Raw genomic sequence first — 20,264 nt, forward strand, 5'->3', positions numbered from 1 at the left:
AAACTTCAATAATTCCGCCTGTGGCGGAGGTCACCGCCGGTCGTGTCGGCGGGCGTCCGCCGGTACCGGTGATCAGCGCGGGCTAGTCTGCTGGCACGGCAAACGACAAGCACAGGCGGCTGACCCCTCAAGCAATGCTCAACATCTTCGCGCGGGCCTCGTTGTCCCGACTGACCAACCCGATCGGCGCGGGCCTGGTGCGGCTCGGGCTGTCGCCGAACGCGGTGACCCTGACCGGGACGATCGCCAGTACTGCCGCCGCGTTGTGGTTCTTCCCGCGCGGCGACCTGTTCGTGGGCACCGTCGTGGTGGCGGTGTTCCTGCTCTTCGACATCCTCGACGGCGCGATGGCCCGCGCGGGCGGTCGAGCGTCGCAGTTCGGCGGCGTGCTCGACGCGAGCTGCGACCGGCTCGTCGACGGCGCGCTGCTCGGCGCGCTGGTCTGGTGGTCGCTGGTGGTCGAGGTGGACCGGACGCGCGGTCTCGGCCTGCTGATCTGCCTGGTCAGCGCCCAGGTGATCTCCTACGTCAAAGCGCGCGCGGAGGCCAACGGGCTGAGCGCGGACGGTGGCCTGGCCGAACGCGCCGAACGCTTCCTGGTGATCCTCGTCGGCACCGGCCTGCACGGCCTCGGCGTCCCCTACGTCCTCGACGTGGCGGTGTGGCTGCTGGTGCTCCTGAGCCTGATCACCATCGCCCAGCGCCTGGCCGCGGTCCACCGCTCCGCCCGCTCGCAGAACGACACGAGGTGAACGGCCGACACGGCCCATGTGCACGTCGTCAGTCCTCAGCGGACGCGGCGCGGGTGTAGTCGGCGTCGGTGACGTGTTCGAGCCAGGTGGTGGTCGTGGCCGGGTCGTCGCCGTTCTCGAGCATCGCGAGGTGCTCCATGAAGTCGTCGGGCGTCGCGCCGTGCCAGTGCTCCTCGCCGGGCGGGGTGTAGATCGTCTGCCCGGGCGTGGCGCGGACGACGGTGCCGTCGCGGGTGCCGATCAGGGCGACGCCGTCGGTGATGTGCAGGGTCTGGCCGTTCTCGTGGGAGTGCCAGGCGGTCCGCGCCCCGGGGGCGAACCGCACCCGGCCCACGACCATCCGCTGGTCCGGCTCCTGCGGCGAGGCGACGGGGTCGACCCACACGTCTCCGGTGAACTGCTCCGGCGGGTTCTTCGCGGTCGGGGCCTTCGGGATGATCTTCATGCGCTGCTCTCCTCGCCGATCGCGCGATCGTTGGTCCGGGGCTGCTGGCTGCTCGTGGCGGCCCAGCTGGCCAGCAGGTCCAGCCGCTCCTGGCTCGGTGAGCCGGGCTCGGCGGTGTAGATGAGGAACGACAGGCCGGGCTCGGCGGTCAGCTCCATGCCCTCGTAGGTCAGGGTGAGCTCGCCGACCAGGTGGTGGTGGAAGTTCTTCGTGCCCGACCCGTGGCGGCGCACGTTGTGCGCGCCCCACCGGGTGCGGAACGCGTCGCTGCAGGTGGAGAGCTCCCCGATGAGGTCCTGCAGCTGCTTGTCGCGGGGGTCGCGACCGGCCTCGGTGCGCAGGATCGACACCGTGACGTCGGCGGCGGCCTCCCAATCGGGGTAGAACGCCCCGGCCCGCTCGTCGAGGAAGCAGAACCGGGCGAGGTTGCCCTGCCCGGGGCCGTCGAAGACCTGGTCGTAGAACGCGCGCCCGAGGGCGTTGGTGGCCAGGACGTCCATCCGGCCGTTGCGCACGAAGGCCGGTCCGCGGTCGATCACGTCGAGCGCCCGGGTCAGGCTCTCCCGCGCCACCCACGTCTTCGGCCTGCGCTTGCGCACCGGCCGGGCGGCGCCGTTGGCGGCCCTGGCCAGGTCGAAGAGGTGCTCGCGCTCGGCGTCGTCGAGCTGCAGCGCACGGGCGATCGACTCCAGGACGGCGTCGGAGACCCCCGCCAGGTTCCCGCGCTCGATCTTGGCGTAGTACTCCGGGCTCACGTCGGCGAGCATCGCCACCTCGCCGCGCCTCAGCCCCGCCACGCGGCGGTGCCCGGAGACGGTCAGACCGGCTTGCTCGGGGCTGACGTTCGCCCGACGGGACATGAGGAACTGCCGTGCCTCATTCCTGGTGTCCATGCCGTCAACGCTACGGCGGCCGGGATCGCGGAGGGATGCTCTGCCGGTACACGTCTCGTCGGAGACTCCCCGACCGCCCGGGCGAGGGGTGTCATGGATCCGTTCGCACGAAGGGGGAGAAGCGCATGACCGACAGCGCAGGCGAGCGGAGCACGGGCTGGGCGGGCGGGCGGAACGCCTTCGGGGACTTCGCCCCGGGCCTGGTCCACTACACCGACCGGGTCCTCTTCGACGAGGTCTGGGAGCGCGACGGCCTGTCCAAGCGGGACCGCAGCCTCATCACCGTCGCGGCGCTGACCGCGATGGGCAGGACGGACCAGCTCCGGTTCCACCTCGGCTTCGCCCGCCAGAACGGCGTCGCCGACGACGAGCTGGAGGAGGCCCTCCTGCACCTCGCCTTCTACGCCGGGTGGCCGAACGGCACGGGTGCGACGACGGTCCTGAAGAACATCGTCGAACGCGACGACCCGTGACCGCTCGGCCCACCGGCACCGCTCACCAGCCGCGCTGGGCGTAGCGCTGCTGCTCCGACAGGTCGTCCAGGTTGATGCCGACCATCGCCTCGCCGAGACCGCGGGAGACCTTCGCGATCACGTCCGGGTCGTCGTAGAACGTCGTCGCCTTGACGATCGCCTCGGCGCGCTTGGCCGGGTCGCCCGACTTGAAGATGCCCGAGCCGACGAACACGCCCTCCGCGCCCAGCTGGCGCATCATCGCCGCGTCCGCCGGGGTCGCGATGCCGCCCGCGGTGAACAGCACCACCGGGAGCTTGCCGGTCCGGGCGATCTCCCGCACCAGCTGCACCGGCGCGCGCAGCTCCTTCGCCGCGACGTAGAGCTCGTCGTCGTCCAGCACGGACAGGCGGCGGATGTCGGCGCGGATCTGGCGCATGTGCCGCGTCGCCTCGACCACGTTGCCGGTACCGGCCTCGCCCTTGGAGCGGATCATCGCCGCGCCCTCGGAGATCCGGCGCAGCGCCTCCCCGAGGTTCGTCGCACCGCACACGAACGGAACGGTGAACGCCCACTTGTCGATGTGGTTGACCTCGTCGGCCGGGGTCAGCACCTCGGACTCGTCGATGTAGTCCACGCCGAGCGACTGCAGCACCTGCGCCTCGACGAAGTGCCCGATCCGGGCCTTGGCCATCACCGGGATGGACACGGCGTTGACGATGCCCTCGATCATGTCCGGGTCGGACATCCGGGCCACGCCGCCCTGCACGCGGATGTCGGCGGGCACCCGCTCCAGCGCCATCACCGCGACCGCACCGGCGGCCTCGGCGATCTTCGCCTGCTCCGGCGTGACCACGTCCATGATCACGCCGCCCTTGAGCATCTCGGCCATGCCGCGCTTGACCCCGTCGGTCCCGGTCTGGGCGGTGCGGGCGGTGTCCTTGACGTCGACGGTAGTCACCTTCGGCCTTCCTCTGCTCGGTGTTCTGTCGGACACGAGGCTAGAACCGAACTGGACCAGCAACACGGTCCACTAACCCCGATTTCCAGTAGTCCACTTTTCGCGGCGGCGCGGTTGATCCCGTGCTCGTCTCGTTCCTGCTGTGGGATTGGCCATCTGGTGAATGGTTAGTGACTAGTAACCAGTAACTTGGTGGGCGTGGTTGGGCGGATGCGCGGGGCCGAGCGTCGGGCTCAGGTCCTGGAGATCGCGGCGGCCGAGTTCGCCGCTCACGGGTTGCACGGGGCTTCCACCGAGGCCATCGCTCGGGAGGCCGGGATCACGCAGGCCTACGTGTTCCGGATGTTCGGGACGAAGAAGGCGCTGTTCCTGGAGCTGGTCCGTGCCGCGTTCGATCGACTGAGCAGCGCGATGCGCGAGGCGGCCGGGGACAAGAGCGGGCTTGAAGCGCTGAGCGCGATGGGCGCGCAGTACTACGACCTGCTCTCCGATCGCACAGGTCTTCTGCTGCAGCTCCAGGGCTTCGCCGCTTGCGGCGACGAGGAGGTGCGAGCGGAGGTTCGGGCCTGCTTCGCGCGGATGTGGGATGCGGTCGCGGACGTCACGGGGCTCGAGCCGGTGACGGTGAAGTCCTTCCTGGCGTTCGGGATGCTCTTGAACGCCGGGGCTGCGTTGGACGTCGAGGACGTTGACGAGAGGTGGGCCGACGGGGTTCGCACCCGGATCCAAGCGGGCCTGTTCGAGCACATCACGACCGAGGCGAACCAGTGAGCCGCGCCGGTGCTTCGGACCGGCTCGGGACCGCGCTCGTCGCGGTCGCGCTCATGGGGGCTGTCATCGGAAGCGTCGGCGCTCCGCTCATCACCGCGGTCGCGACCGGCCTGCAGGTACCGCTCGAGGCCGCGCAGTGGACGTTGACGATCACTCTGTTCACCGGCGCTATCGCCGGGCCCGTGCTCGGTCGGCTGGGCAGCGGGCCGCACCGGCGGACCGCGATCCTGGTGACCCTCGCCCTCGTCGCCATCGGCGGGGCGCTGACCGCGCTGCCGCTGCCCTTCGCCGCCCTGGTGATCGGGCGCGGGCTGCAAGGGCTCGGGGTCGCCGTGGTCGCGCTGCTGATGAGCGTCGCCCGCGCGCACCTGCCCGCGGAGCGCTCCGCCTCGACGATCGCCGCGCTGTCGGTCGCGTCCACGGTGGGGATCGGTGTCGGCTACCCGGTGATCAGCCTGGTCGACCAGCTCGCCGGGCTCCGCGCCGCGTACGCGCTCGGGTTCGCGCTGTCCGCCGCTGCGTTCGCCATCGCCTGGCGCGTGCTGCCTCGGGAAGCTCCGGGGGAGCGGCCGCGGATCGACGTGCTCGGGGCGGTGCTCCTCGGCGTCGGGACGCTCGGCGTTCTCCTGGTGATCGCCGAACCCGGGCTGTGGGTGGACGCCCGGATCGGGGCGGGGATCCTCGTTGCCGCGTTCGCGACCCTCGCGGTGTGGGTGGTCGTCGAGCTCCGGACCACCGCGCCGCTGGTCGACCTGCGGTTGCTCGGGCAGGGGCCGGTGGTCCGGGCGAACGTCGCCGTGCTCATCGCGGGTGTCGGCATGTACCTGCTGTTCAGCCTCCTCACCCGCTACGTGCAGACCCCGGCGGGCGCCGGTTACGGGTTCGGCCTCCCGGGAGTGGCGGCGGGCGCTGCCCTCGTCCCGTTCTCCCTCTTCGGCTTCGTCGCGGGCAAGGTCCAGCCCGGACTCGTCGCGCGCTTCGCGGAGCGGTGGGCCTTCGCGATCTCCGCGATCGCCGTGGTGATCGCCGCGGTGGTGTTCGCGTCCGCGACCGGTTCGCTCGTCGTCGTGCTGATCGCGATGGCCTTGCTCGGCTTCGGCGTCGGCGGGGTCTCCGCCGTGATGCCCCGGCTCGTCCTCGTCGGCGTTCCGCCCGCCGAGACCGCCAGCGTGCTCTCGATCAACCAGATCGTCCGCAGCGTCGGCTTCAGCATCGGCAGCGCGCTCGCCGGACTCCTCCTCGCCGCCGCCACTCCCGCCGGGGCCCTGCTGCCCACGAGCGGCGGCTACATCGCGGCAGCGCTCTGGGCGGTGCCGCCGCTCGTGGTGAGCGTGCTCGTCGTTGCGGGGAGGCGTCGCGCCACCTGCTGAAGGGGGTTCGTCCCTCGTTCGGACTCCGGGCTGGGGCGACCTTGCACGGGTTGGGCGTCGGGTGTGTGATCGGAGACACAATCGATTGCCGGGAGCGTGCGAGGAGTACTCATGGGCACCAAGCAGAGCGGCACAGTAGGAGGGCCGGCTATCCCGGCCCCCTCAGACCCAGCCGAGATCCGCAACGTCGTGCTGGTCGGGCCCTCGGCGGCCGGCAAGACGACCCTGGTCGAAGCGATGCTGGCGGCCACTGCGACGATTCCCCGGTCCGGCGCGGTCACCGAGGGCACCACCGTGTGCGACCACGAACCCGCCTCGATCGAGCAGCAGCGGTCCATCGGTCTGGCCGTCGCGCCGATCCAGCACGGCGACGTCAAGATCAACCTCATCGACACCCCCGGTTACGCCGACTTCGTCGGCGAGCTGCGGGCCGGGCTGCGCGCCGCCGACGCCGCGCTGTTCGTGGTCGCCGCGGCGGAGGGCGTCGACCCGGCGACGCGGGCGATCTGGCAGGAGTGCGCGGCCGTCGGCATGCCCCGCGCGGTGCTCATCTCCCGCCTGGACCAGCCGCGCGCCGACTTCGACACCGCGCTGCTGACCTGCCAGGACGCCTTCGGCGGGGGAGTGCTTCCGCTGTACCTGCCGCACCGCGGCGCGGACGGCGAGGTCACCGGGCTGGTCGGGCTCGTCACCGAGAGCGTGTACGAGTCCGGCGAGCTGCGGCCCGCCGACGAGCGGCTGCGGGAGCAGATCGACCAGCCGCGCGGCGAGCTCATCGAGGCGATCATCGCCGAGAGCGAGGACGAGTCCCTGATGGACCGCTACCTCAACGGAGAGCACATCGACGAGGACACCCTCATCGCCGACCTGGAGACGGCGGTGGCCAAGGGCGGTCTGCACCCGGTGCTGCCGGTGTGCGCGGTGACCGGCGTCGGCGTCCCGGAGGTGCTCGACGGCATCGTCCGCGGCTTCCCGTCCCCGCTGGAGCACGCGCTGCCGGAGTTCACCGACCCGCACGGGCGCAACCCGCGCACCCTCACCCCCGACCCGGGGGGACCGCTGGCGGCCGAGGTGGTGCACACCTCGGTCGATTCCTACGTGGGGCGGGTCTCGCTGGCGCGGGTGTTCTCCGGCACGATGCGCCCGGAGCGGCCGGTGCACGTCTCCGGGCACGGCATGGCCGAGCGCGGGCACCCCGACCACGACGAGGACGAGCGCGTGGCGCACCTGTACTCACCGCTGGGCGCGAACCTGCGCGAGGTGTCGCACTGCATCGCCGGCGACCTGTGCGCGCTGACCAAGATCGGCTCGGCGGAGACCGGGGACACCCTCTCCGACCCCTCCGACCCGCTGCTGCTCACGCCGTGGCCGATGCCGGAACCGCTGCTGCCGATCGCGGTCACCGCGCACACCCGCAGCGACGAGGACGCGCTGGCCCGCAACCTCAACCGGCTGATCGCCGCCGACCCCAGCCTGCGGCTGGAGCGCGACAGTGAGACCCACCAGCTGGTGCTCTGGTGCATGGGCGAGGCGCACGCCGACGTGGTCCTGCAGCGGCTGCGCGAGGGCGGTGCGGAGGTCGACACGGTGCCGGTCAAGGTGCCGCTGCGGCAGACCTTCGCCCAGTCCGCGAAGGGGCACGGGCGGCACGTCAAGCAGTCCGGCGGGCACGGGCAGTACGCGGTGTGCGACATCGAGGTGGAGCCGCTGCCGCGCGGATCGGGCGTGGAGTTCGTCGAGCGCGTGGTCGGCGGGGCGGTGCCGCGCCAGTTCATCCCCAGCGTGGAGAAGGGCGTGCGGGCGCAGGTCGAGAAGGGCATCAACGAGGGCTGCCCGCTGGTGGACCTGCGGGTCACGCTGGTCGACGGCAAGGCGCACAGCGTGGACTCCTCCGACGCGGCGTTCCAGGCGGCCGGTGCGCTGGCCCTGAAGGCGGCCGCCGAGCAGTCCGGGCTGATCACCCTGGAACCGGTCGACGAGGTGGCGGTGCACATCCCCGACGAGCACCTCGGCGCGGTGCTGGGCGACCTGTCCAGCCGCCGCGGCAAGGTGGTCGGCACCGAACCGGAGGGCGGCGGCTGGACGGTGGTGCGCGCGCACGTCCCGGCCAGCGAGCTGGTCCGCTACACGGTCAACGTCCGCTCCCTGACCTCGGGCAGCGCGACCTTCACCCGCCACTTCGAGAGCTACGAGCCGATGCCGGAGCACCTGCTGGCCCAGAAGTGACCGCGCCCGCCCCGGCGGTCAGCGGTGCTCCATGACGAGGACGGCGGTGGTGCCGGGGGCGAGGGCCTCGTAGCGGTGGGGGACGTCGCCGGAGAAGGAGACGTAGTCGCCGACCTCGAGCTCCACCGGGCTGTCCTCCGGGCCCGCCACGAGGCGGCCCGCGGTGAGGATCACGTGCTCCACCGAGCCGGGGATGTGCGCCTCCGCGTGGCGGACCCCGCCCGGCTCGAGCTCGAGCACGTAGAGGTCGCGGCGCGCGCCCGACTCGCCGGACGACAGCAGGGCCGCGCCGTAGGTCGACTGCTCGGAGCGCACGATCGGCACCTGCCCGGCGCGGATCACCCGGACCTGCGGGGTCGGCGGGTCGACCAGCCTGCTGAACGGCACGCCCAGCGCGACGCCCAGCGCCCACAGGGTCTCCACGCTGGGGTTCCCGGTGCCGGATTCCAGCTGGGAGAGCGTGGACTTCGCGATCCCGGCGCGCTTGGCGAGCTCGGTCAGGGTCAGCCCGGCGCGTTCGCGCTCCCGGCGCAGGGACAAGGCGATGGTCTCCAGCGGCGCGGCCGGGGTGTTCTCGGTCTCACTCATGGCTGTTTGCTCTGTCGGTCCTTAGATTCGGTTTGACGAACGCTCCCGTCGCCGTTCATGCTAGCGAACGTGAGTACGGTTCAGCGAACGCGAACGGGATTCTGGCGGGACGCGCTGGTGCGCGACGTCCTCTCGATGGCGCTGGCGATGGCCATCGTGGGCGCATCGCTCGGCGCGATCGCGGTGAGCAAGGGCGTGCCGCTCTGGATGATCACGCTGATGGCGGCGGTGGTGTTCGCCGGCGGCTCGGAGTTCATGGCGGTCGGCCTGATCACCGCGGGCGCGGCACCGGTCACCGCGGTGCTCGGCGGACTGATGCTCAACGCCCGCCACCTGCCGTTCGGCCTGGCGGTCGGCGGCCTGTTCGGCCGCAGCTGGCCCGCCCGCCTGGTCGGCAGCCACCTGATGGTCGACGAATCCGTCGCGTTCGCGATGGCGCAGCGCACCGACGCGGAGAAGCGGCGCGCCTACTGGCTCACCGGCATCGCTCTGTACTGCGCTTGGGCCCCGTCGGTGTTCCTCGGCGGGCTGCTCGGGCAGGGCGTCGGCGACCCGGCCGCCTTCGGGCTCGACGCCGCGATGCCCGCCGCGCTGCTCGCGCTGATCATGCCGTCGCTGCGCGAGTTCCGGACGCTGCGCGCGGTGGCGGTGGGTGCCCTGATCGCGGTGCTGACCACTCCGGTGCTGCCGGAGGGCCTGCCGGTGGTGGTCGCGCTGGTCGGGGTGGCAGCGGCGCTGCCGCTGCCGAAGAAGCTGGAGGGAGCCCGATGACGCTCGGAGTGGTCTTCGCGCTGGCCGCCGGGACGTACGCGATGCGCTTGGCCGGACCGCTGCTGCGGGGTCGGCTGCAGATCTCGCCGCAGTGGGAGCAGCTGATGTCGATCGCCGCGATCGTGCTGCTCGGCGCGTTCGTGGCCACCAGCGCGGTGTTCGAATCCGGCGGGTTCGCCGGGTGGGCCCGGTTCGCCGGAGTCGCGGTCGGCGGGGTGCTGGCCTGGCGGCGCGCACCGTTCGTGCTGGTCGTGGTCGCCGCGGCGGCCACCACGGCGCTGCTGCGCCTGTTCGAGCTGGCCGTGTGAGCCGTCGTTAACCCCGGCGTCGATCTCCGGAAGTCACTGTTTAAGGTCCTCCGTGACCTATCCGGCGTAATCGCAATCACGCGCCGGGGTGAAACGCACCGAGCCGGACGATCCCGGCTCCCGCCACGGGAGGACCGCACCCCATGGTCAGCGCACCCGACACCCTCGACCGCGAAGAGGGTTACGCGAAGGGGCTCCGCAACCGGCACGTCCAGATGATCGCCATGGGCGGGGCCATCGGCGTCGGGCTGTTCCTCGGCGCCGGTGGCCGGATGGCCCAGAGCGGGCCCGCCCTGGTCGTGTCCTACGCGCTGTGCGGCATCGCAGCGTTCTTCGTGATGCGCGCGCTCGGCGAGCTCGTGCTGTACCGGCCGGTGGCGGGCAGCTTCGTGGAGTACTCCCGCGAGTTCATCGGGCCGTGGGCCGGGTTCGCCGCGGGCTGGCTGTACTTCCTGAACTGGGCGGGCTCCGGCATCGCCGAGATCACCGCTGCTGGCATCTACATCGGGAAGTGGTTCCCGGACTTCCCGCAGTGGGTGACCGCGCTGATCTGCCTGGCCGTGCTGCTGGCGGTGAACCTGCTGTCGGTGAAGCTGTTCGGCGAGCTGGAGTTCTGGTTCGCGGTGATCAAGGTGCTGGCCATCGTGACCTTCCTGTTCGTCGGCCTGGCCCTGGTGGTCACCGGCGCCGAGGTCGGCGGCACCACCGCCGGTCCGCACAACCTCGTCGACCACGGCGGCTTCACGCCCAACGGGCTGCCCGTGGTGCTGATGAGCATGCAGGGCGTCATGTTCGCCTACGCCTCGATGGAGATGGCCGGTATCGCCGCGGGGGAGACCAAGGATCCGGCCAAGGTCATGCCGCGCGCCATCAACGGCGTGGTCTGGCGGATCGCGGTCTTCTACATCGGCTCGGTGCTGCTGCTGGCGATGGTGCTGCCGTGGACGTCCTACAGCGGCGAGCAGAGCCCGTTCGTGACGGTCTTCTCCAGCATCGGCATCCCGTGGGCCGGGGACGTCATGAACTTCGTGGTGCTCACCGCCGCCCTGTCCAGCTGCAACTCCGGGCTGTACGCGACCGGCCGGATCCTGCGCTCGCTGGGCCAGCGCGGCGAGGCGCCCGCGTTCACCGAGCGGATGAACGCCCGCCAGGCACCCTTCGGCGCGGTGCTGTTCACCGGTGCGGTGTTCCTGATCGGCGTGCTGCTCAACTACGTGGTGCCCAAGGACGCCTTCGACATCGCCACCTCGATCGCCTCGCTGGGCGTCATCGCGACCTGGGCCGCGCTGCTGATCGCGCAGACCCGGCTGCGCAAGCGCGCCGAGCGGGGCGAGCTGACCCGGCCGTCCTACCGGATGCCCGGCTCGCCCTACACCAACTGGATCGTCGTGGCGTTCCTGCTGCTCATCGTGGTGCTGGCGGCCTTCTCCGACGAGCTGGCGGTGCGCGCCTCGTTCTACGCGGTGCCGGTCGTGGTGCTCGCCCTGTTCGTCGGCTGGCGGCTGGTCGGCAGGTCCCGGTCTTCGATCGCGGAGGAGCGTGCAGGACAATCGGAGGCGTGACGAACCCCGTGATCGGCGTCCTGGCGCTGCAGGGCGGCGTGGCCGAGCACCTGGCCGCGCTCGAGCGCTGCGGAGCCGACGCCCGCCCGGTGCGCCGCGCCGAAGAGCTCGCCGCGGTGCACGGAATCGTGCTGCCCGGCGGGGAGTCCACCACGATGACCCGCCTGCTCAACACCTTCGAGCTGTACGAGCCGCTGCGCGAGCGGCTCGCCGCCGGGCTGCCGGCCTACGGCTCGTGCGCCGGGATGATCATGCTCTCCCGGGAGGTCGTGGACCAGGACCCGGAGCTGCCCGCGGTCCGCCCGCTGGGCGCGCTGGACGTGGTCGTGCGGCGCAACGCCTTCGGGCGCCAGGTCGACTCCTTCGAGACCGACCTGGACTTCGCCGGGATCCCGGACGGTCCGGTGCACGCGGTGTTCATCCGGGCACCCTGGGTGGAGAAGGTGGGCGCGGAGGTCGAGGTGCTGGCCGCGGTCCCGGAGGCCCCGGACGGCACGGAGGGCTCGGCGGACGTCGGTAGGATCGTCGCGGTTCAGCAGGGACCGGTGCTCGCCACCGCTTTCCACCCGGAGCTGGTCGGCGGTGACGAACGCGTGCACCGCTATTTCGTACAGATCGTCCGCGCGCGGCAGGACTGACGCGGCGCAGGCGCAGAAAGACGGAGGAGAGATGAGCGGCCACTCGAAGTGGGCCACCACCAAGCACAAGAAGGCCGCCCTCGACGCCAAGCGCGGCAAGCTCTTCGCGAAGCTGATCAAGAACGTCGAGGTTGCCGCCCGCACCGGCGGGGGCGATCCCGATGGCAACCCGACCCTGTACGACGCCATCCAGAAGGCGCGCAAGAACTCCGTGCCGATGGACAACATCGAGCGCGCCCGCAAGCGCGGGGCCGGTGAGGAGGCCGGTGGCGCCGACTGGCAGACCATCATGTACGAGGGTTACGGGCCCAACGGCGTCGCGGTGCTGGTGGAGTGCCTGACCGACAACCGGAACCGGGCCGCGGGCGAGGTGCGCACCGCGATGACCCGCAACGGCGGCTCGATGGCCGACGCGGGTTCGGTGTCGTACCTGTTCAACCGCAAGGGCGTCGTGCTGCTGCCGAAGAACGGGCTGAGCGAGGACGACGTGCTCTCGGCGGTGCTGGAGGCCGGTGCCGAGGAGATCAACGACCTCGGCGAGAGCTACGAGATCCTCACCGACCCGGCCGACCTGGTCGAGGTCCGCAAGGCGCTGCAGGGCGCGGAGATCGAGTACGACTCGGCCGAGACCAACTTCCTGGCCTCGGTGAACGTCCAGCTGGACGCCGAGGGCGCGCGCAAGATCTTCAAGCTGATCGACGCCCTGGAGGACTGCGACGACGTGCAGAACGTCTACGCGGCCTTCGACGTGAGCGACGAGGTCATGGCCGAGGTCGGCTGACCGTCCCGCACCAGTACCTGGAACGACCGGCCCCGAACCGCTCGGGGCCGGTCGTTCCGCATTCAGCCCGCCCGCGCGGAGGAGGTCGTCCGGCTGGAGGGGCCTCCCCGCCCGACCGACGGCGAGCGATACGCAGCGCGTTCGGGGCGTTGCGCCTGGTACGTGTTGTGGCCGCTGGTGGGGGCGGTGCGCTTCGCAGGCACAATGGCGATCGTGGTCGACACGGATGAGGAACTGCGCCGGTGGATGGTCAACACCGCTGAGAAGCACGGCGCAGCGGTGATGCACGTGGCGGGCGACGAGCACGGCGCGCAGTACGCCTTCTCGGTCGGCGCGTGGCGGCGCTTCGGCAAGCCCGAGGTCGTGGTGATCGGGTTGCCGGAGGACGTCGCGAACGCGGTGGTGAACACCTACGTGCAGCGGGTGGGCCAGGGCGAGCGGTTCGTGCCCGGTCGGCTCTACGACGGCTTCCTGAAGGGCTGCCCGGTGACCTTCGAGAAGGTCGCCCTGCAGCACTACCCCGAGTACCTGGGCAGCGCGTTCCTGGTCTACAACGGGCCGGACTTCCCCGCGGTGCAGCTGATCGTCTCCAGCCCGGAGGACGCGAAGTTCCCGTGGCAGCCGGACGCGCCCGGCGGGTTCCGCGAGTACCAGCCGATCCTGACCGACAGCGGCCTGCCCGAGAGCTGGACCCCTGGCACCGACGGCCCCTGAACCCGTCTCACCCCGTCGGGGGATGCGTGCGCGTGTCGGTGCGGGCGGGGGACGCGGCGGTTCGATAGGGTTTCGAACGAGTGTTCAGGTCGAGTTGGGGCAGGTGGCGTCGTGCGCGTGCTGGGAGTCGACCCCGGACTGACCCGCTGCGGGCTCGGCGTGGTCGACGGGGGGCGCGGGCGGTCGGTCACGCCCGTCGCCGTCGGGGTGGCGCGCACCCCGCCGGAGGACGAGCTGCCGTCGCGGTTGCGCGCGGTGGCCGACGAGGTCGAGCGGTGGATGGACCTGCACCGGCCCGAGGTGGTGGCCATCGAGCGGGTGTTCAGCCAGCACAACGTGCGCACCGTGATGGGCACGGCGCAGGTCTCCGGCGTCGTGGCGCTGCTGGCCGCGCGGCGCGGCCTGCCGGTCGCCTTCCACACGCCCAGCGAGGTCAAGGCCGCCATCAGCGGGTCCGGCCGGGCGGACAAGAAGCAGGTCACCACCATGATCACCAAGATCCTGGGGCTGGCCGCCGCGCCCAAACCGGCCGACGCCGCGGACGCGCTGGCGCTGGCCGTCTGCCACCTGTGGCGCGCGCCGATGGCCAACCGGCTGGCCCAGGCGGAGGCCAAGGCCGCTGAGCTCGCGCGCAACCACCGGGCGCGGCTCAAGGCGGCCGCGAAAGCCACCGGAGGACGCGATGCGCGCGGCTGAAGCGATGCCGCGCGGCGGCGCGGGCGAAGACGAACGTTCCGGCACGAGGAGGAGTTGACCGATGATCTCCACGGTGCGAGGTCCGGTGCTGTCCATCGGACTGGACCACGCCGTGATCGAAGTCGGCGGCGTGGGCATGGCGGTGCACGCCACCCCGGCCACGCTGGCCGGGCTGCGGCGCGGCGAGGAGTCCCGGCTGTGGACGTCGCTGATCGTCCGCGAGGACTCGCTGACCCTCTACGGCTTCGCCGACGCGGAGTCCCGCGACCTGTTCGTGCTGCTGCAGACGGCCTCCGGGGTCGGCCCGCGGCTCGCGCTGGCCGCGCTCGCGGTGCTCTCGCCCGACCAGCTCAGCCACGCCCTGGCCGACGGCAACCTCACGGTGCTCACCCAGGTCCCCGGCATCGGCAAGAAGAGCGCGGAGCGGTTGATCCTGGAGCTGCGCGACAAGGTCGGCGTGGTGGCCGGGGTGGCCGAACCGGCCGCGACGGTGGACCGCGGCCGGGTGCGCTCGGAGGTCTCCGAGGCGCTGGTGGGCCTGGGCTTCTCGGCCAAGCAGGCGGAGCAGAGCGTCGAGGCGGTGCTGGCGGCGGGCAACGGCGACCTGGACACCTCGGCGGTGCTGCGCAAGGCGCTGGCCGCCCTCGGCCCGAAGTGAGGTGGTGCGGGTGGCGCCTGCTGCGGGATCGCAGACTTGTGCACGACCGCTGACCGCGGTCGCCGCTTCGGAGGACGAACCGGGAACCGGGTTCGAGGACACGCACTAGGAGACGGGCTCAGATGCACCAGGACGAGGCCGACTGGTCCGGCGACGGCGTCTCGCTGGCCGCGCACCAGGACCCGGCCGACCAGGACGTCGAGATGTCGCTGCGGCCGCGCAAGCTCAGCGAGTTCGTCGGCCAGGCGCGGGTGCGCGAGCAGCTGGAGCTGGTGCTGCACGGCGCGCTCAAGCGCGGCGACCAGCCGGACCACGTGCTGTTCTCCGGCCCGCCCGGGCTGGGCAAGACCAGCCTGTCGATGATCATCGCCACCGAGCTGGGGTCGTCGATCCGGGTCACCTCCGGCCCGGCCCTGGAGCGGCCCGGCGACCTGGCGGCGATGCTGTCCAACCTCGCCGAGGGCGACGTGCTGTTCATCGACGAGATCCACCGGATCGCCCGCCCCGCCGAGGAGATGCTCTACCTGGCGATGGAGGACTACCGGGTGGACATCGTCGTCGGCAAGGGCCCCGGCGCCACCAGCATCCCGCTGGAGCTGGCGCCGTTCACGCTGGTCGGGGCCACCACCCGGTCCGGCGCGCTGACCGGCCCGCTGCGCGACCGCTTCGGCTTCACCGCGCACATGGAGTTCTACGCGCCGGAGGAGCTGGAGCTGGTGGTGCGCCGCTCGGCGGGGATCCTGGGCGTGGACCTGCGCGACGACGGCGCGGCGGAGATCGCCGGGCGCTCGCGCGGCACGCCGCGCATCGCCAACCGGCTGCTGCGCCGCGTCCGCGACTTCGCCGAGGTGCGCGCCGACGGCGCGGTGACCCGCGAGGTCGCGCGGGCCGCGCTGGAGGTCTACGACGTCGACGAGCTCGGCCTGGACCGGCTGGACCGGGCGGTGCTGGGCGCGCTGATCAACTCCTTCCACGGCGGTCCGGTGGGCATCTCCACGCTGGCGGTCGCGGTGGGCGAGGAGTCGAGCACCGTGGAGGAGGTCTGCGAGCCGTACCTGGTGCGCGCCGGGCTGCTGGCCCGCACGCCGCGCGGGCGGGTCGCGACCGCGGCGGCCTGGCGCCACCTGGGCCTCACCCCGCCGCAGCACGCGCCCGGGAGCCCGCAGCCGGGGCTCTTCGACGAGTGACCCAACGGTGACAAAACGCCGATACCGTGTGCGGGAACCTGCCGCCGGATCCCTTCGTTGCGGTAGGGGTGGCGGAAGCTCGGGCGCCTGCCCGGCCCCGGTTCGCCGGGTGGGTGCGGAGAAGCCGCCGCAACAACAGAAGACCGGTTCAAGACCAGGTGCCGGGGTGCTGCTCCGCCTCCGCCGCGTGACGTTATCCTCCTCACGTCTCGTTCGGTGCCTATCGGACGGGTCGTGCGCGGCACGGCAGGCGCGGACCCGCCCCGGCGGGCCGCGGAGGCCCTCCCGACTCAGCGGGAGAGCTCGTCGACCCGAGTTGACCTGGCACACTGGGGCTTGAACATCCGAACAATTCGGGCGCAGTACTGCGAGGGCTGGGCCCCGAAGCGTCCGCTGAACGGAGCACGATGGACCTCAACTCCCTGATTCTCCCGCTGCTGATCGTCCTGCTGGCGGTGCCGCTGTTCCTGCAGGCGCGCAAGCAGAAGCGCGCGATGGCGGAGCAGCAGAAGCTGCAGAACTCGATCGCCCCCGGCGACCGGGTGATGACCACCTCCGGTGTGTTCGGCACCGTCGTGGCCACCAGCGACGACACCATCGACCTGGAGCTGGCCCCGGGCATGACCACCACCTGGGTGCGCCAGGCGGTCCGCGAGAAGGTCACCACCGACGACGCCCCGGCCGCGGCGGAGGTCAAGGACGAGACCCCGGCGGAGACCCCGGTCGAGACCGAGTCGAAGGCCGAGGTCGCCGAGCCGATCGAGCAGCAGAAGACCAACTGACGACGGGTGGGAGCCCGCACCGGGGCCGCGCGGCCCCGCGGCGGGCCGTCGCCCACCAGGTAGCGACGCGGGCACCGGACAGCGCTTCCGGGCCCGCGTCCGTGCGTGATCGCTGATCGACGCACGGTCGCCACCCGGTGCGGTGAGGACCGTGCCGGGCCTGTCAAACTGAACCGTGGTGCCGCCGCCTCCCGGGGCGGGGCACCCGAACCACCCGCGGGTGCTCAGACGTTCTCTCGGGGACCACCGCTGTCCCGTCCCGAGAGAGCGGCCGAGGTTCCGCCGGGTGCGCGCCTGCGCAACACCACCGCTTCCAGACCGGACAGGAGAACGAACGCCGTGGCACCTCCGGCCGGGCAGATCCGCCCAGGGCGTTATCTCGCGATCTTCACGCTGATCGTGGCTGCCCTGTACTCGCTGGTGTTCTTCACCGGTGACGGCAAGCCGTACCCGAAGCTCGGGATCGACCTCCAGGGCGGCACCCGGGTGACGCTCACCGCGCGCACCCTGGACGGCCGACCGCCCAGCACCGAGGCGCTGAACCAGGCCCGGCAGATCATCGAGACCCGCGTCAACGGCATGGGCGTGAGCGGGTCCGAGGTCACCCGGGACGGCAACAACCTGGTCATCACGGTGCCCGGCGAGGGCAGCGAGGAGGCCAAGCAGCTGGGGCAGACCGCGGAGCTGAACTTCCGCAAGGTCACCAGCGCGGTGCCGGTGCAGGCGCCGCCGCCCGCGGGCACCACGCCGCAGGCCGCGCACCAGCAGCAGCCCGGTGACCAGCAGCGCGAGATCGAAGAGGCCAAGCGCACCCGGCAGAGCACCGACCCGAACGTGCAGATGCAGGCGCTGCAGGCGCTGAACTGCTCGGCCGACGACCCGCTGCGCGGCAACGACGACCCGAAGCTGCCGCTGGTCGCCTGCGACCGCGAGGGCAAGTACAAGTACCTGCTGGAGCCGTCGTTCCTGCCGGGCCGCGAGGTCGCCAACGCGCAGGCCGTGCCGCCGAACCCGGCGCAGGGCCAGCCGGGCTGGACGGTGAACCTGGACTTCAAGAGCGAGGGCGCCAAGATCTGGGCCGACTTCACCTCCGCCAACGTCGGCCAGCAGGCCGCGTTCGTGCTGGACAGCGAGGTCGTCTCGGCCCCGACCATCCAGGCGGCGCTGCTCGGCGGCAACGCGCAGATCACCGGCCAGTTCAACCAGCAGAGCGCGACCGACCTGGCGGACATCCTCAAGTACGGCTCGCTGCCGCTGGCCTTCGACCAGTCCGAGGCCGAGACGGTCTCCGCGACGCTCGGCGTGGCCTCCCTGGAGGCCGGGCTGATCGCCGGTGGCATCGGCCTGCTGCTGGTGGCGGTGTACTGCCTGGCCTACTACCGGCTGCTGGGCATCCTGACCATCCTGTCGCTGGTGCTGTCCGGCGGCGTGGTCTACGCGGTGCTGGTGCTGCTGGGCCGCTGGGTCGGGTTCACCCTCGACCTGGCCGGTGTCGCCGGTTTCATCATCGCCATCGGCATCACCGCCGACTCGTTCATCGTGTTCTTCGAACGGCTCAAGGACGAGATCCGCGAGGGCCGCACCTTCCGGTCGGCCGTGCCGCGCGCCTGGACGCGGGCGCGGCGCACGATCCTGTCCGCCGACGCGGTCAGCTTCCTGGCCGCCGCGGTGCTCTACGTGCTGGCCGTCGGCCAGGTGAAGGGCTTCGCGTTCACGCTGGGCATGTCCACCGTGCTGGACCTCGTGGTGGTCTTCCTCGTCACCCACCCGCTGGTGGCGCTGGCCTCGAAGAGCAAGTTCCTGTCCAAGCCGTCGGTCTCCGGCCTGGGTGCGGTGCAGCGCCTCGGTAACCAGAACCGAGCAGCCCGCAAGGCCGCCGCGACCACCGCCAAGGAGGCGTGAAGGTGACGACTCCAGGTACCGAGGGCACCCGCCGCGAGAGCGTCTTCCACCGCCTCTACGTCGGGACCGGGGCCTTCGACATCGTCGGCAAGCGCGCCCGGTGGTACGTCTCGCTGGGCCTGCTGGTGCTGGTGTGCATCGGTTCGATCGGGTTCAAGGGCTTCAACCTCGGCATCGACTTCGAGGGCGGCACCAAGCTGCAGATGCCCGCGGTCGGTGCGCAGGGCCCGATCGAGGTCAACCGCGTGCAGGACGCGTTCCAGGAGGCGGTGGGGCACCGGGCCGAGACCGTGCAGGTCGTCGGCACCGGCGCCAACCAGACCATCCAGATCCGCACCGAGTCGCTGAACGCCGAGCAGGTGGGCGCGGTCAAGCAGACGCTGTTCACCGAGCTGCAGCCGCTGGACGCCCAGGGGCGGCCGAGCCAGCAGGTGATCAGCGACAGCGCGGTCAGCGGCACCTGGGGCGGTGAGATCACCCAGCAGGCGCTGATCGCGCTAGGCGTGTTCCTGGTGCTGGTCACCGTCTTCCTGGCGTTCTACTTCGAGAAGTGGATGGCGGTGGCGGCGCTGATCGCGCTGCTGCACGACGTCGTGGTGACAGCGGGCGTCTACTCGCTGATCGGCTTCGAGGTCACGCCCAGCACCGTGATCGGTCTGCTGACCATCCTCGGCTTCTCGCTCTACGACACCGTGGTGGTCTTCGACAAGGTCAAGGAGAACACCCGCGGGCTGCTCGGGCTGACCCGCCGCACCTACCCGGAGGCGGCGAACCTGGCGGTCAACCAGACGCTGATGCGCTCCATCAACACCTCGGTCATCGCGCTGCTGCCGGTGGGCGGGCTGCTGGTGGTCGGTGCCGGGATGCTCGGCGTCGGCATGCTGCGCGACCTGGCGCTGGTCCAGCTGGTCGGCATGCTCGCCGGCGTGATCTCGTCGATCCTGCTGGCCACGCCGCTGCTGGTGGACTTCAAGATGCGCGAGCCGAAGTACCGCGAGCACGCGGCCAAGGTGGAGGCGCGCCGCGAGCGCGCTGCGGCCAAGGCAGCCGGGGAGGACGTGCCGGAGGAAGCGCCGAAGCAGACGGTCAGCGCGGGCGCGGGCACGCAGCGGCGGCCGAGCCGCCCGGCGGGCAAGTCCGGTCGTCCCACCGGGAAGCGGCGCCGATGACGGAGCAGCCGACGGTCCAGGTCGCCGACACCTCCGACCTGGCGCTGCGGCGCGCGGCGGAGCTGATCCGCGAGGTGCCGGACTTCCCCGAGCCGGGTGTGCTCTTCCGCGACATCAGCCCGATGCTGGCCGACCGCGCCGGGCTGCACGCGGTGGTCTCGGCGCTGGGCCGGGACTGCGAGTTCGACGTGGTCGCCGGGGTCGAGGCGCGCGGCTTCCTGGTGGGGGCCGCGGTCGCGCAGGCCTACGGCACCGGGGTGATCGGGCTGCGCAAGCCCGGCAAGCTGCCGGTGGTCGCCGACCGCGTGAGCTACACGCTGGAGTACGGCCAGGCGACCCTGGAGCTGCCCGCGGACACCCTCCGGGCGGGGCAGCGCGTGCTGATCGTGGACGACGTGCTCGCCACCGGCGGCACGCTGGGCGCGGCCTGCCGACTGGTGCGGCAGGCCGGTGCGGAGGTCGCGGCCGCGGCGGTGGTGCTGGAGCTCACCGCGCTGGAGGGCCGCGACAAGATCATGGGCGAGGAGGTCCGGGCGCTCCTCCAGGCCTGACCCGGTGGGAGTCGTCCGGTACCCGACGTGGTGGGGGATCGCAACACCAGGGGATGAACGGTGCGGCGATTTCCCCTGGATGCCCGC

At 71.7% G+C, this 20,264-nt stretch carries 22 protein-coding genes; 18 read left to right on the forward strand and 4 right to left on the reverse strand.

Annotation, left to right across the window (positions count from 1 at the left end; genetic code table 11):
• Window positions 1-134 precede the first annotated feature (134 nt).
• Window positions 135-752 (forward strand): phosphatidylinositol phosphate synthase, encoded by a 618-nt coding sequence (gene pgsA / locus F1721_RS18415; RefSeq protein ID WP_150067956.1) that lies wholly within the window; start codon window positions 135-137, stop codon window positions 750-752.
• A gap of 28 nt (window positions 753-780) precedes the next feature.
• On the opposite strand, the gene F1721_RS18420 is transcribed toward pgsA, so the two are convergent.
• Both F1721_RS18420 and F1721_RS18425 read right to left on the reverse strand, forming a co-directional pair.
• Complete coding sequence (locus F1721_RS18420; protein WP_150067957.1) at window positions 781-1,197, reverse strand: (R)-mandelonitrile lyase; 417 nt, start codon at window positions 1,195-1,197, stop codon at window positions 781-783.
• The gene (locus F1721_RS18425; protein ID WP_150067958.1) at window positions 1,194-2,090 is read right to left on the reverse strand and encodes a helix-turn-helix transcriptional regulator; all 897 of its coding nucleotides are present in this window, start codon (window positions 2,088-2,090) and stop codon (window positions 1,194-1,196) included. The genes F1721_RS18420 and F1721_RS18425 overlap by 4 nt, the downstream gene beginning before the upstream one ends.
• Window positions 2,091-2,215: 125 nt before the next feature.
• On the opposite strand from F1721_RS18425, the gene F1721_RS18430 reads away from it, so the two are divergent.
• The gene (locus F1721_RS18430; protein WP_150067959.1) at window positions 2,216-2,563 is read left to right on the forward strand and encodes a carboxymuconolactone decarboxylase family protein; all 348 of its coding nucleotides are present in this window, start codon (window positions 2,216-2,218) and stop codon (window positions 2,561-2,563) included.
• A gap of 22 nt (window positions 2,564-2,585) precedes the next feature.
• Here F1721_RS18430 and pdxS read toward each other — a convergent pair whose 3' ends face one another.
• Window positions 2,586-3,503 (reverse strand): pyridoxal 5'-phosphate synthase lyase subunit PdxS, encoded by a 918-nt coding sequence (pdxS, locus tag F1721_RS18435; protein ID WP_150067960.1) that lies wholly within the window; start codon window positions 3,501-3,503, stop codon window positions 2,586-2,588.
• Between the two features lie 198 nt (window positions 3,504-3,701).
• Here pdxS and F1721_RS18440 point away from each other — a divergent pair, with 198 nt between their 5' ends.
• The 3 genes from F1721_RS18440 to F1721_RS18450 all read left to right on the forward strand — a co-directional run bounded on the left by F1721_RS18440 (window position 3,702) and on the right by F1721_RS18450 (window position 7,870).
• Window positions 3,702-4,274: a TetR/AcrR family transcriptional regulator gene (locus F1721_RS18440; RefSeq protein WP_246155116.1), complete on the forward strand. Its 573-nt coding sequence runs from the start codon at window positions 3,702-3,704 to the stop codon at window positions 4,272-4,274.
• On the forward strand, window positions 4,271-5,644 hold the full coding sequence (locus tag F1721_RS18445; RefSeq protein ID WP_246155118.1) for an MFS transporter: 1,374 nt from the start codon (window positions 4,271-4,273) through the stop codon (window positions 5,642-5,644). The genes F1721_RS18440 and F1721_RS18445 overlap by 4 nt, the downstream gene beginning before the upstream one ends.
• Window positions 5,645-5,755: 111 nt before the next feature.
• Complete coding sequence (locus F1721_RS18450) at window positions 5,756-7,870, forward strand: elongation factor G-like protein EF-G2 (RefSeq protein WP_150067961.1); 2,115 nt, start codon at window positions 5,756-5,758, stop codon at window positions 7,868-7,870.
• An 18-nt stretch (window positions 7,871-7,888) separates the two neighbouring features.
• Here the strand turns inward: F1721_RS18450 and F1721_RS18455 are convergent, their stop codons facing one another.
• A complete protein-coding gene (locus F1721_RS18455) occupies window positions 7,889-8,458 on the reverse strand; it encodes a helix-turn-helix domain-containing protein (protein ID WP_150067962.1) in 570 nt (189 codons plus the stop codon).
• Window positions 8,459-8,527: 69 nt separating this feature from the next.
• Here F1721_RS18455 and F1721_RS18460 point away from each other — a divergent pair, with 69 nt between their 5' ends.
• The 13 genes from F1721_RS18460 to F1721_RS18520 all read left to right on the forward strand — a co-directional run bounded on the left by F1721_RS18460 (window position 8,528) and on the right by F1721_RS18520 (window position 20,177).
• Window positions 8,528-9,229: an AzlC family ABC transporter permease gene (locus F1721_RS18460; RefSeq protein WP_150067963.1), complete on the forward strand. Its 702-nt coding sequence runs from the start codon at window positions 8,528-8,530 to the stop codon at window positions 9,227-9,229.
• On the forward strand, window positions 9,226-9,537 hold the full coding sequence (locus F1721_RS18465) for an AzlD domain-containing protein (protein ID WP_150067964.1): 312 nt from the start codon (window positions 9,226-9,228) through the stop codon (window positions 9,535-9,537). Before F1721_RS18460 ends, F1721_RS18465 begins: the two co-directional genes overlap by 4 nt.
• Before the next feature lie 143 nt (window positions 9,538-9,680).
• The gene (locus F1721_RS18470) at window positions 9,681-11,099 is read left to right on the forward strand and encodes an amino acid permease (protein ID WP_150067965.1); all 1,419 of its coding nucleotides are present in this window, start codon (window positions 9,681-9,683) and stop codon (window positions 11,097-11,099) included.
• Window positions 11,096-11,737 carry a pyridoxal 5'-phosphate synthase glutaminase subunit PdxT gene (pdxT, locus tag F1721_RS18475; RefSeq protein WP_150067966.1) on the forward strand — a complete coding sequence of 214 codons (642 nt, stop codon included), beginning with the start codon at window positions 11,096-11,098 and terminating at the stop codon, window positions 11,735-11,737. The genes F1721_RS18470 and pdxT overlap by 4 nt, the downstream gene beginning before the upstream one ends.
• A gap of 31 nt (window positions 11,738-11,768) precedes the next feature.
• A complete protein-coding gene (locus F1721_RS18480; RefSeq protein ID WP_150067967.1) occupies window positions 11,769-12,518 on the forward strand; it encodes a YebC/PmpR family DNA-binding transcriptional regulator in 750 nt (249 codons plus the stop codon).
• Between the two features lie 204 nt (window positions 12,519-12,722).
• Window positions 12,723-13,232, forward strand: coding sequence for a DUF4262 domain-containing protein (locus tag F1721_RS18485; RefSeq protein ID WP_150067968.1), 510 nt, complete (start codon window positions 12,723-12,725; stop codon window positions 13,230-13,232).
• Between the two features lie 111 nt (window positions 13,233-13,343).
• The gene (ruvC, locus tag F1721_RS18490; RefSeq protein ID WP_150067969.1) at window positions 13,344-13,928 is read left to right on the forward strand and encodes a crossover junction endodeoxyribonuclease RuvC; all 585 of its coding nucleotides are present in this window, start codon (window positions 13,344-13,346) and stop codon (window positions 13,926-13,928) included.
• Window positions 13,929-13,989: 61 nt separating this feature from the next.
• Window positions 13,990-14,586, forward strand: coding sequence for a Holliday junction branch migration protein RuvA (ruvA, locus tag F1721_RS18495; protein ID WP_150067970.1), 597 nt, complete (start codon window positions 13,990-13,992; stop codon window positions 14,584-14,586).
• Window positions 14,587-14,708: 122 nt separating this feature from the next.
• Window positions 14,709-15,773, forward strand: a complete 1,065-nt coding sequence (gene ruvB, locus F1721_RS18500; protein WP_150067971.1) for a Holliday junction branch migration DNA helicase RuvB — start codon at window positions 14,709-14,711, stop codon at window positions 15,771-15,773.
• A gap of 407 nt (window positions 15,774-16,180) precedes the next feature.
• Window positions 16,181-16,555, forward strand: a complete 375-nt coding sequence (yajC, locus tag F1721_RS18505) for a preprotein translocase subunit YajC (RefSeq protein ID WP_150067972.1) — start codon at window positions 16,181-16,183, stop codon at window positions 16,553-16,555.
• Between the two features lie 339 nt (window positions 16,556-16,894).
• A complete protein-coding gene (secD, locus tag F1721_RS18510) occupies window positions 16,895-18,457 on the forward strand; it encodes a protein translocase subunit SecD (RefSeq protein ID WP_150067973.1) in 1,563 nt (520 codons plus the stop codon).
• Window positions 18,454-19,626: a protein translocase subunit SecF gene (gene secF / locus F1721_RS18515; RefSeq protein WP_150067974.1), complete on the forward strand. Its 1,173-nt coding sequence runs from the start codon at window positions 18,454-18,456 to the stop codon at window positions 19,624-19,626. Before secD ends, secF begins: the two co-directional genes overlap by 4 nt.
• Complete coding sequence (locus tag F1721_RS18520) at window positions 19,623-20,177, forward strand: adenine phosphoribosyltransferase (protein WP_246155119.1); 555 nt, start codon at window positions 19,623-19,625, stop codon at window positions 20,175-20,177. Before secF ends, F1721_RS18520 begins: the two co-directional genes overlap by 4 nt.
• The last annotated feature ends 87 nt before the right edge of the window (window positions 20,178-20,264 follow it).

This window comes from Saccharopolyspora hirsuta, from assembly GCF_008630535.1.
Taxonomy (GTDB): domain Bacteria; phylum Actinomycetota; class Actinomycetes; order Mycobacteriales; family Pseudonocardiaceae; genus Saccharopolyspora; species Saccharopolyspora hirsuta.

Excerpts from the sequence above, each read along its gene's own strand:
- pgsA (WP_150067956.1), top strand. The coding sequence starts at position 135 with ATGCTCAACATCTTCGCGCGGGCCTCGTTGTCCCGACTGACCAACCCG.
- F1721_RS18420 (WP_150067957.1), bottom strand. The coding sequence starts at position 1,197 with ATGAAGATCATCCCGAAGGCCCCGACCGCGAAGAACCCGCCGGAGCAG.
- F1721_RS18425 (WP_150067958.1), bottom strand. The coding sequence starts at position 2,090 with ATGGACACCAGGAATGAGGCACGGCAGTTCCTCATGTCCCGTCGGGCG.
- F1721_RS18430 (WP_150067959.1), top strand. The coding sequence starts at position 2,216 with ATGACCGACAGCGCAGGCGAGCGGAGCACGGGCTGGGCGGGCGGGCGG.
- F1721_RS18450 (WP_150067961.1), top strand. The coding sequence starts at position 5,756 with ATGGGCACCAAGCAGAGCGGCACAGTAGGAGGGCCGGCTATCCCGGCC.
- F1721_RS18455 (WP_150067962.1), bottom strand. The coding sequence starts at position 8,458 with ATGAGTGAGACCGAGAACACCCCGGCCGCGCCGCTGGAGACCATCGCC.
- F1721_RS18465 (WP_150067964.1), top strand. The coding sequence starts at position 9,226 with ATGACGCTCGGAGTGGTCTTCGCGCTGGCCGCCGGGACGTACGCGATG.
- F1721_RS18470 (WP_150067965.1), top strand. The coding sequence starts at position 9,681 with ATGGTCAGCGCACCCGACACCCTCGACCGCGAAGAGGGTTACGCGAAG.
- F1721_RS18480 (WP_150067967.1), top strand. The coding sequence starts at position 11,769 with ATGAGCGGCCACTCGAAGTGGGCCACCACCAAGCACAAGAAGGCCGCC.
- F1721_RS18485 (WP_150067968.1), top strand. The coding sequence starts at position 12,723 with ATGGCGATCGTGGTCGACACGGATGAGGAACTGCGCCGGTGGATGGTC.
- ruvA (WP_150067970.1), top strand. The coding sequence starts at position 13,990 with ATGATCTCCACGGTGCGAGGTCCGGTGCTGTCCATCGGACTGGACCAC.
- ruvB (WP_150067971.1), top strand. The coding sequence starts at position 14,709 with ATGCACCAGGACGAGGCCGACTGGTCCGGCGACGGCGTCTCGCTGGCC.
- yajC (WP_150067972.1), top strand. The coding sequence starts at position 16,181 with ATGGACCTCAACTCCCTGATTCTCCCGCTGCTGATCGTCCTGCTGGCG.
- F1721_RS18520 (WP_246155119.1), top strand. The coding sequence starts at position 19,623 with ATGACGGAGCAGCCGACGGTCCAGGTCGCCGACACCTCCGACCTGGCG.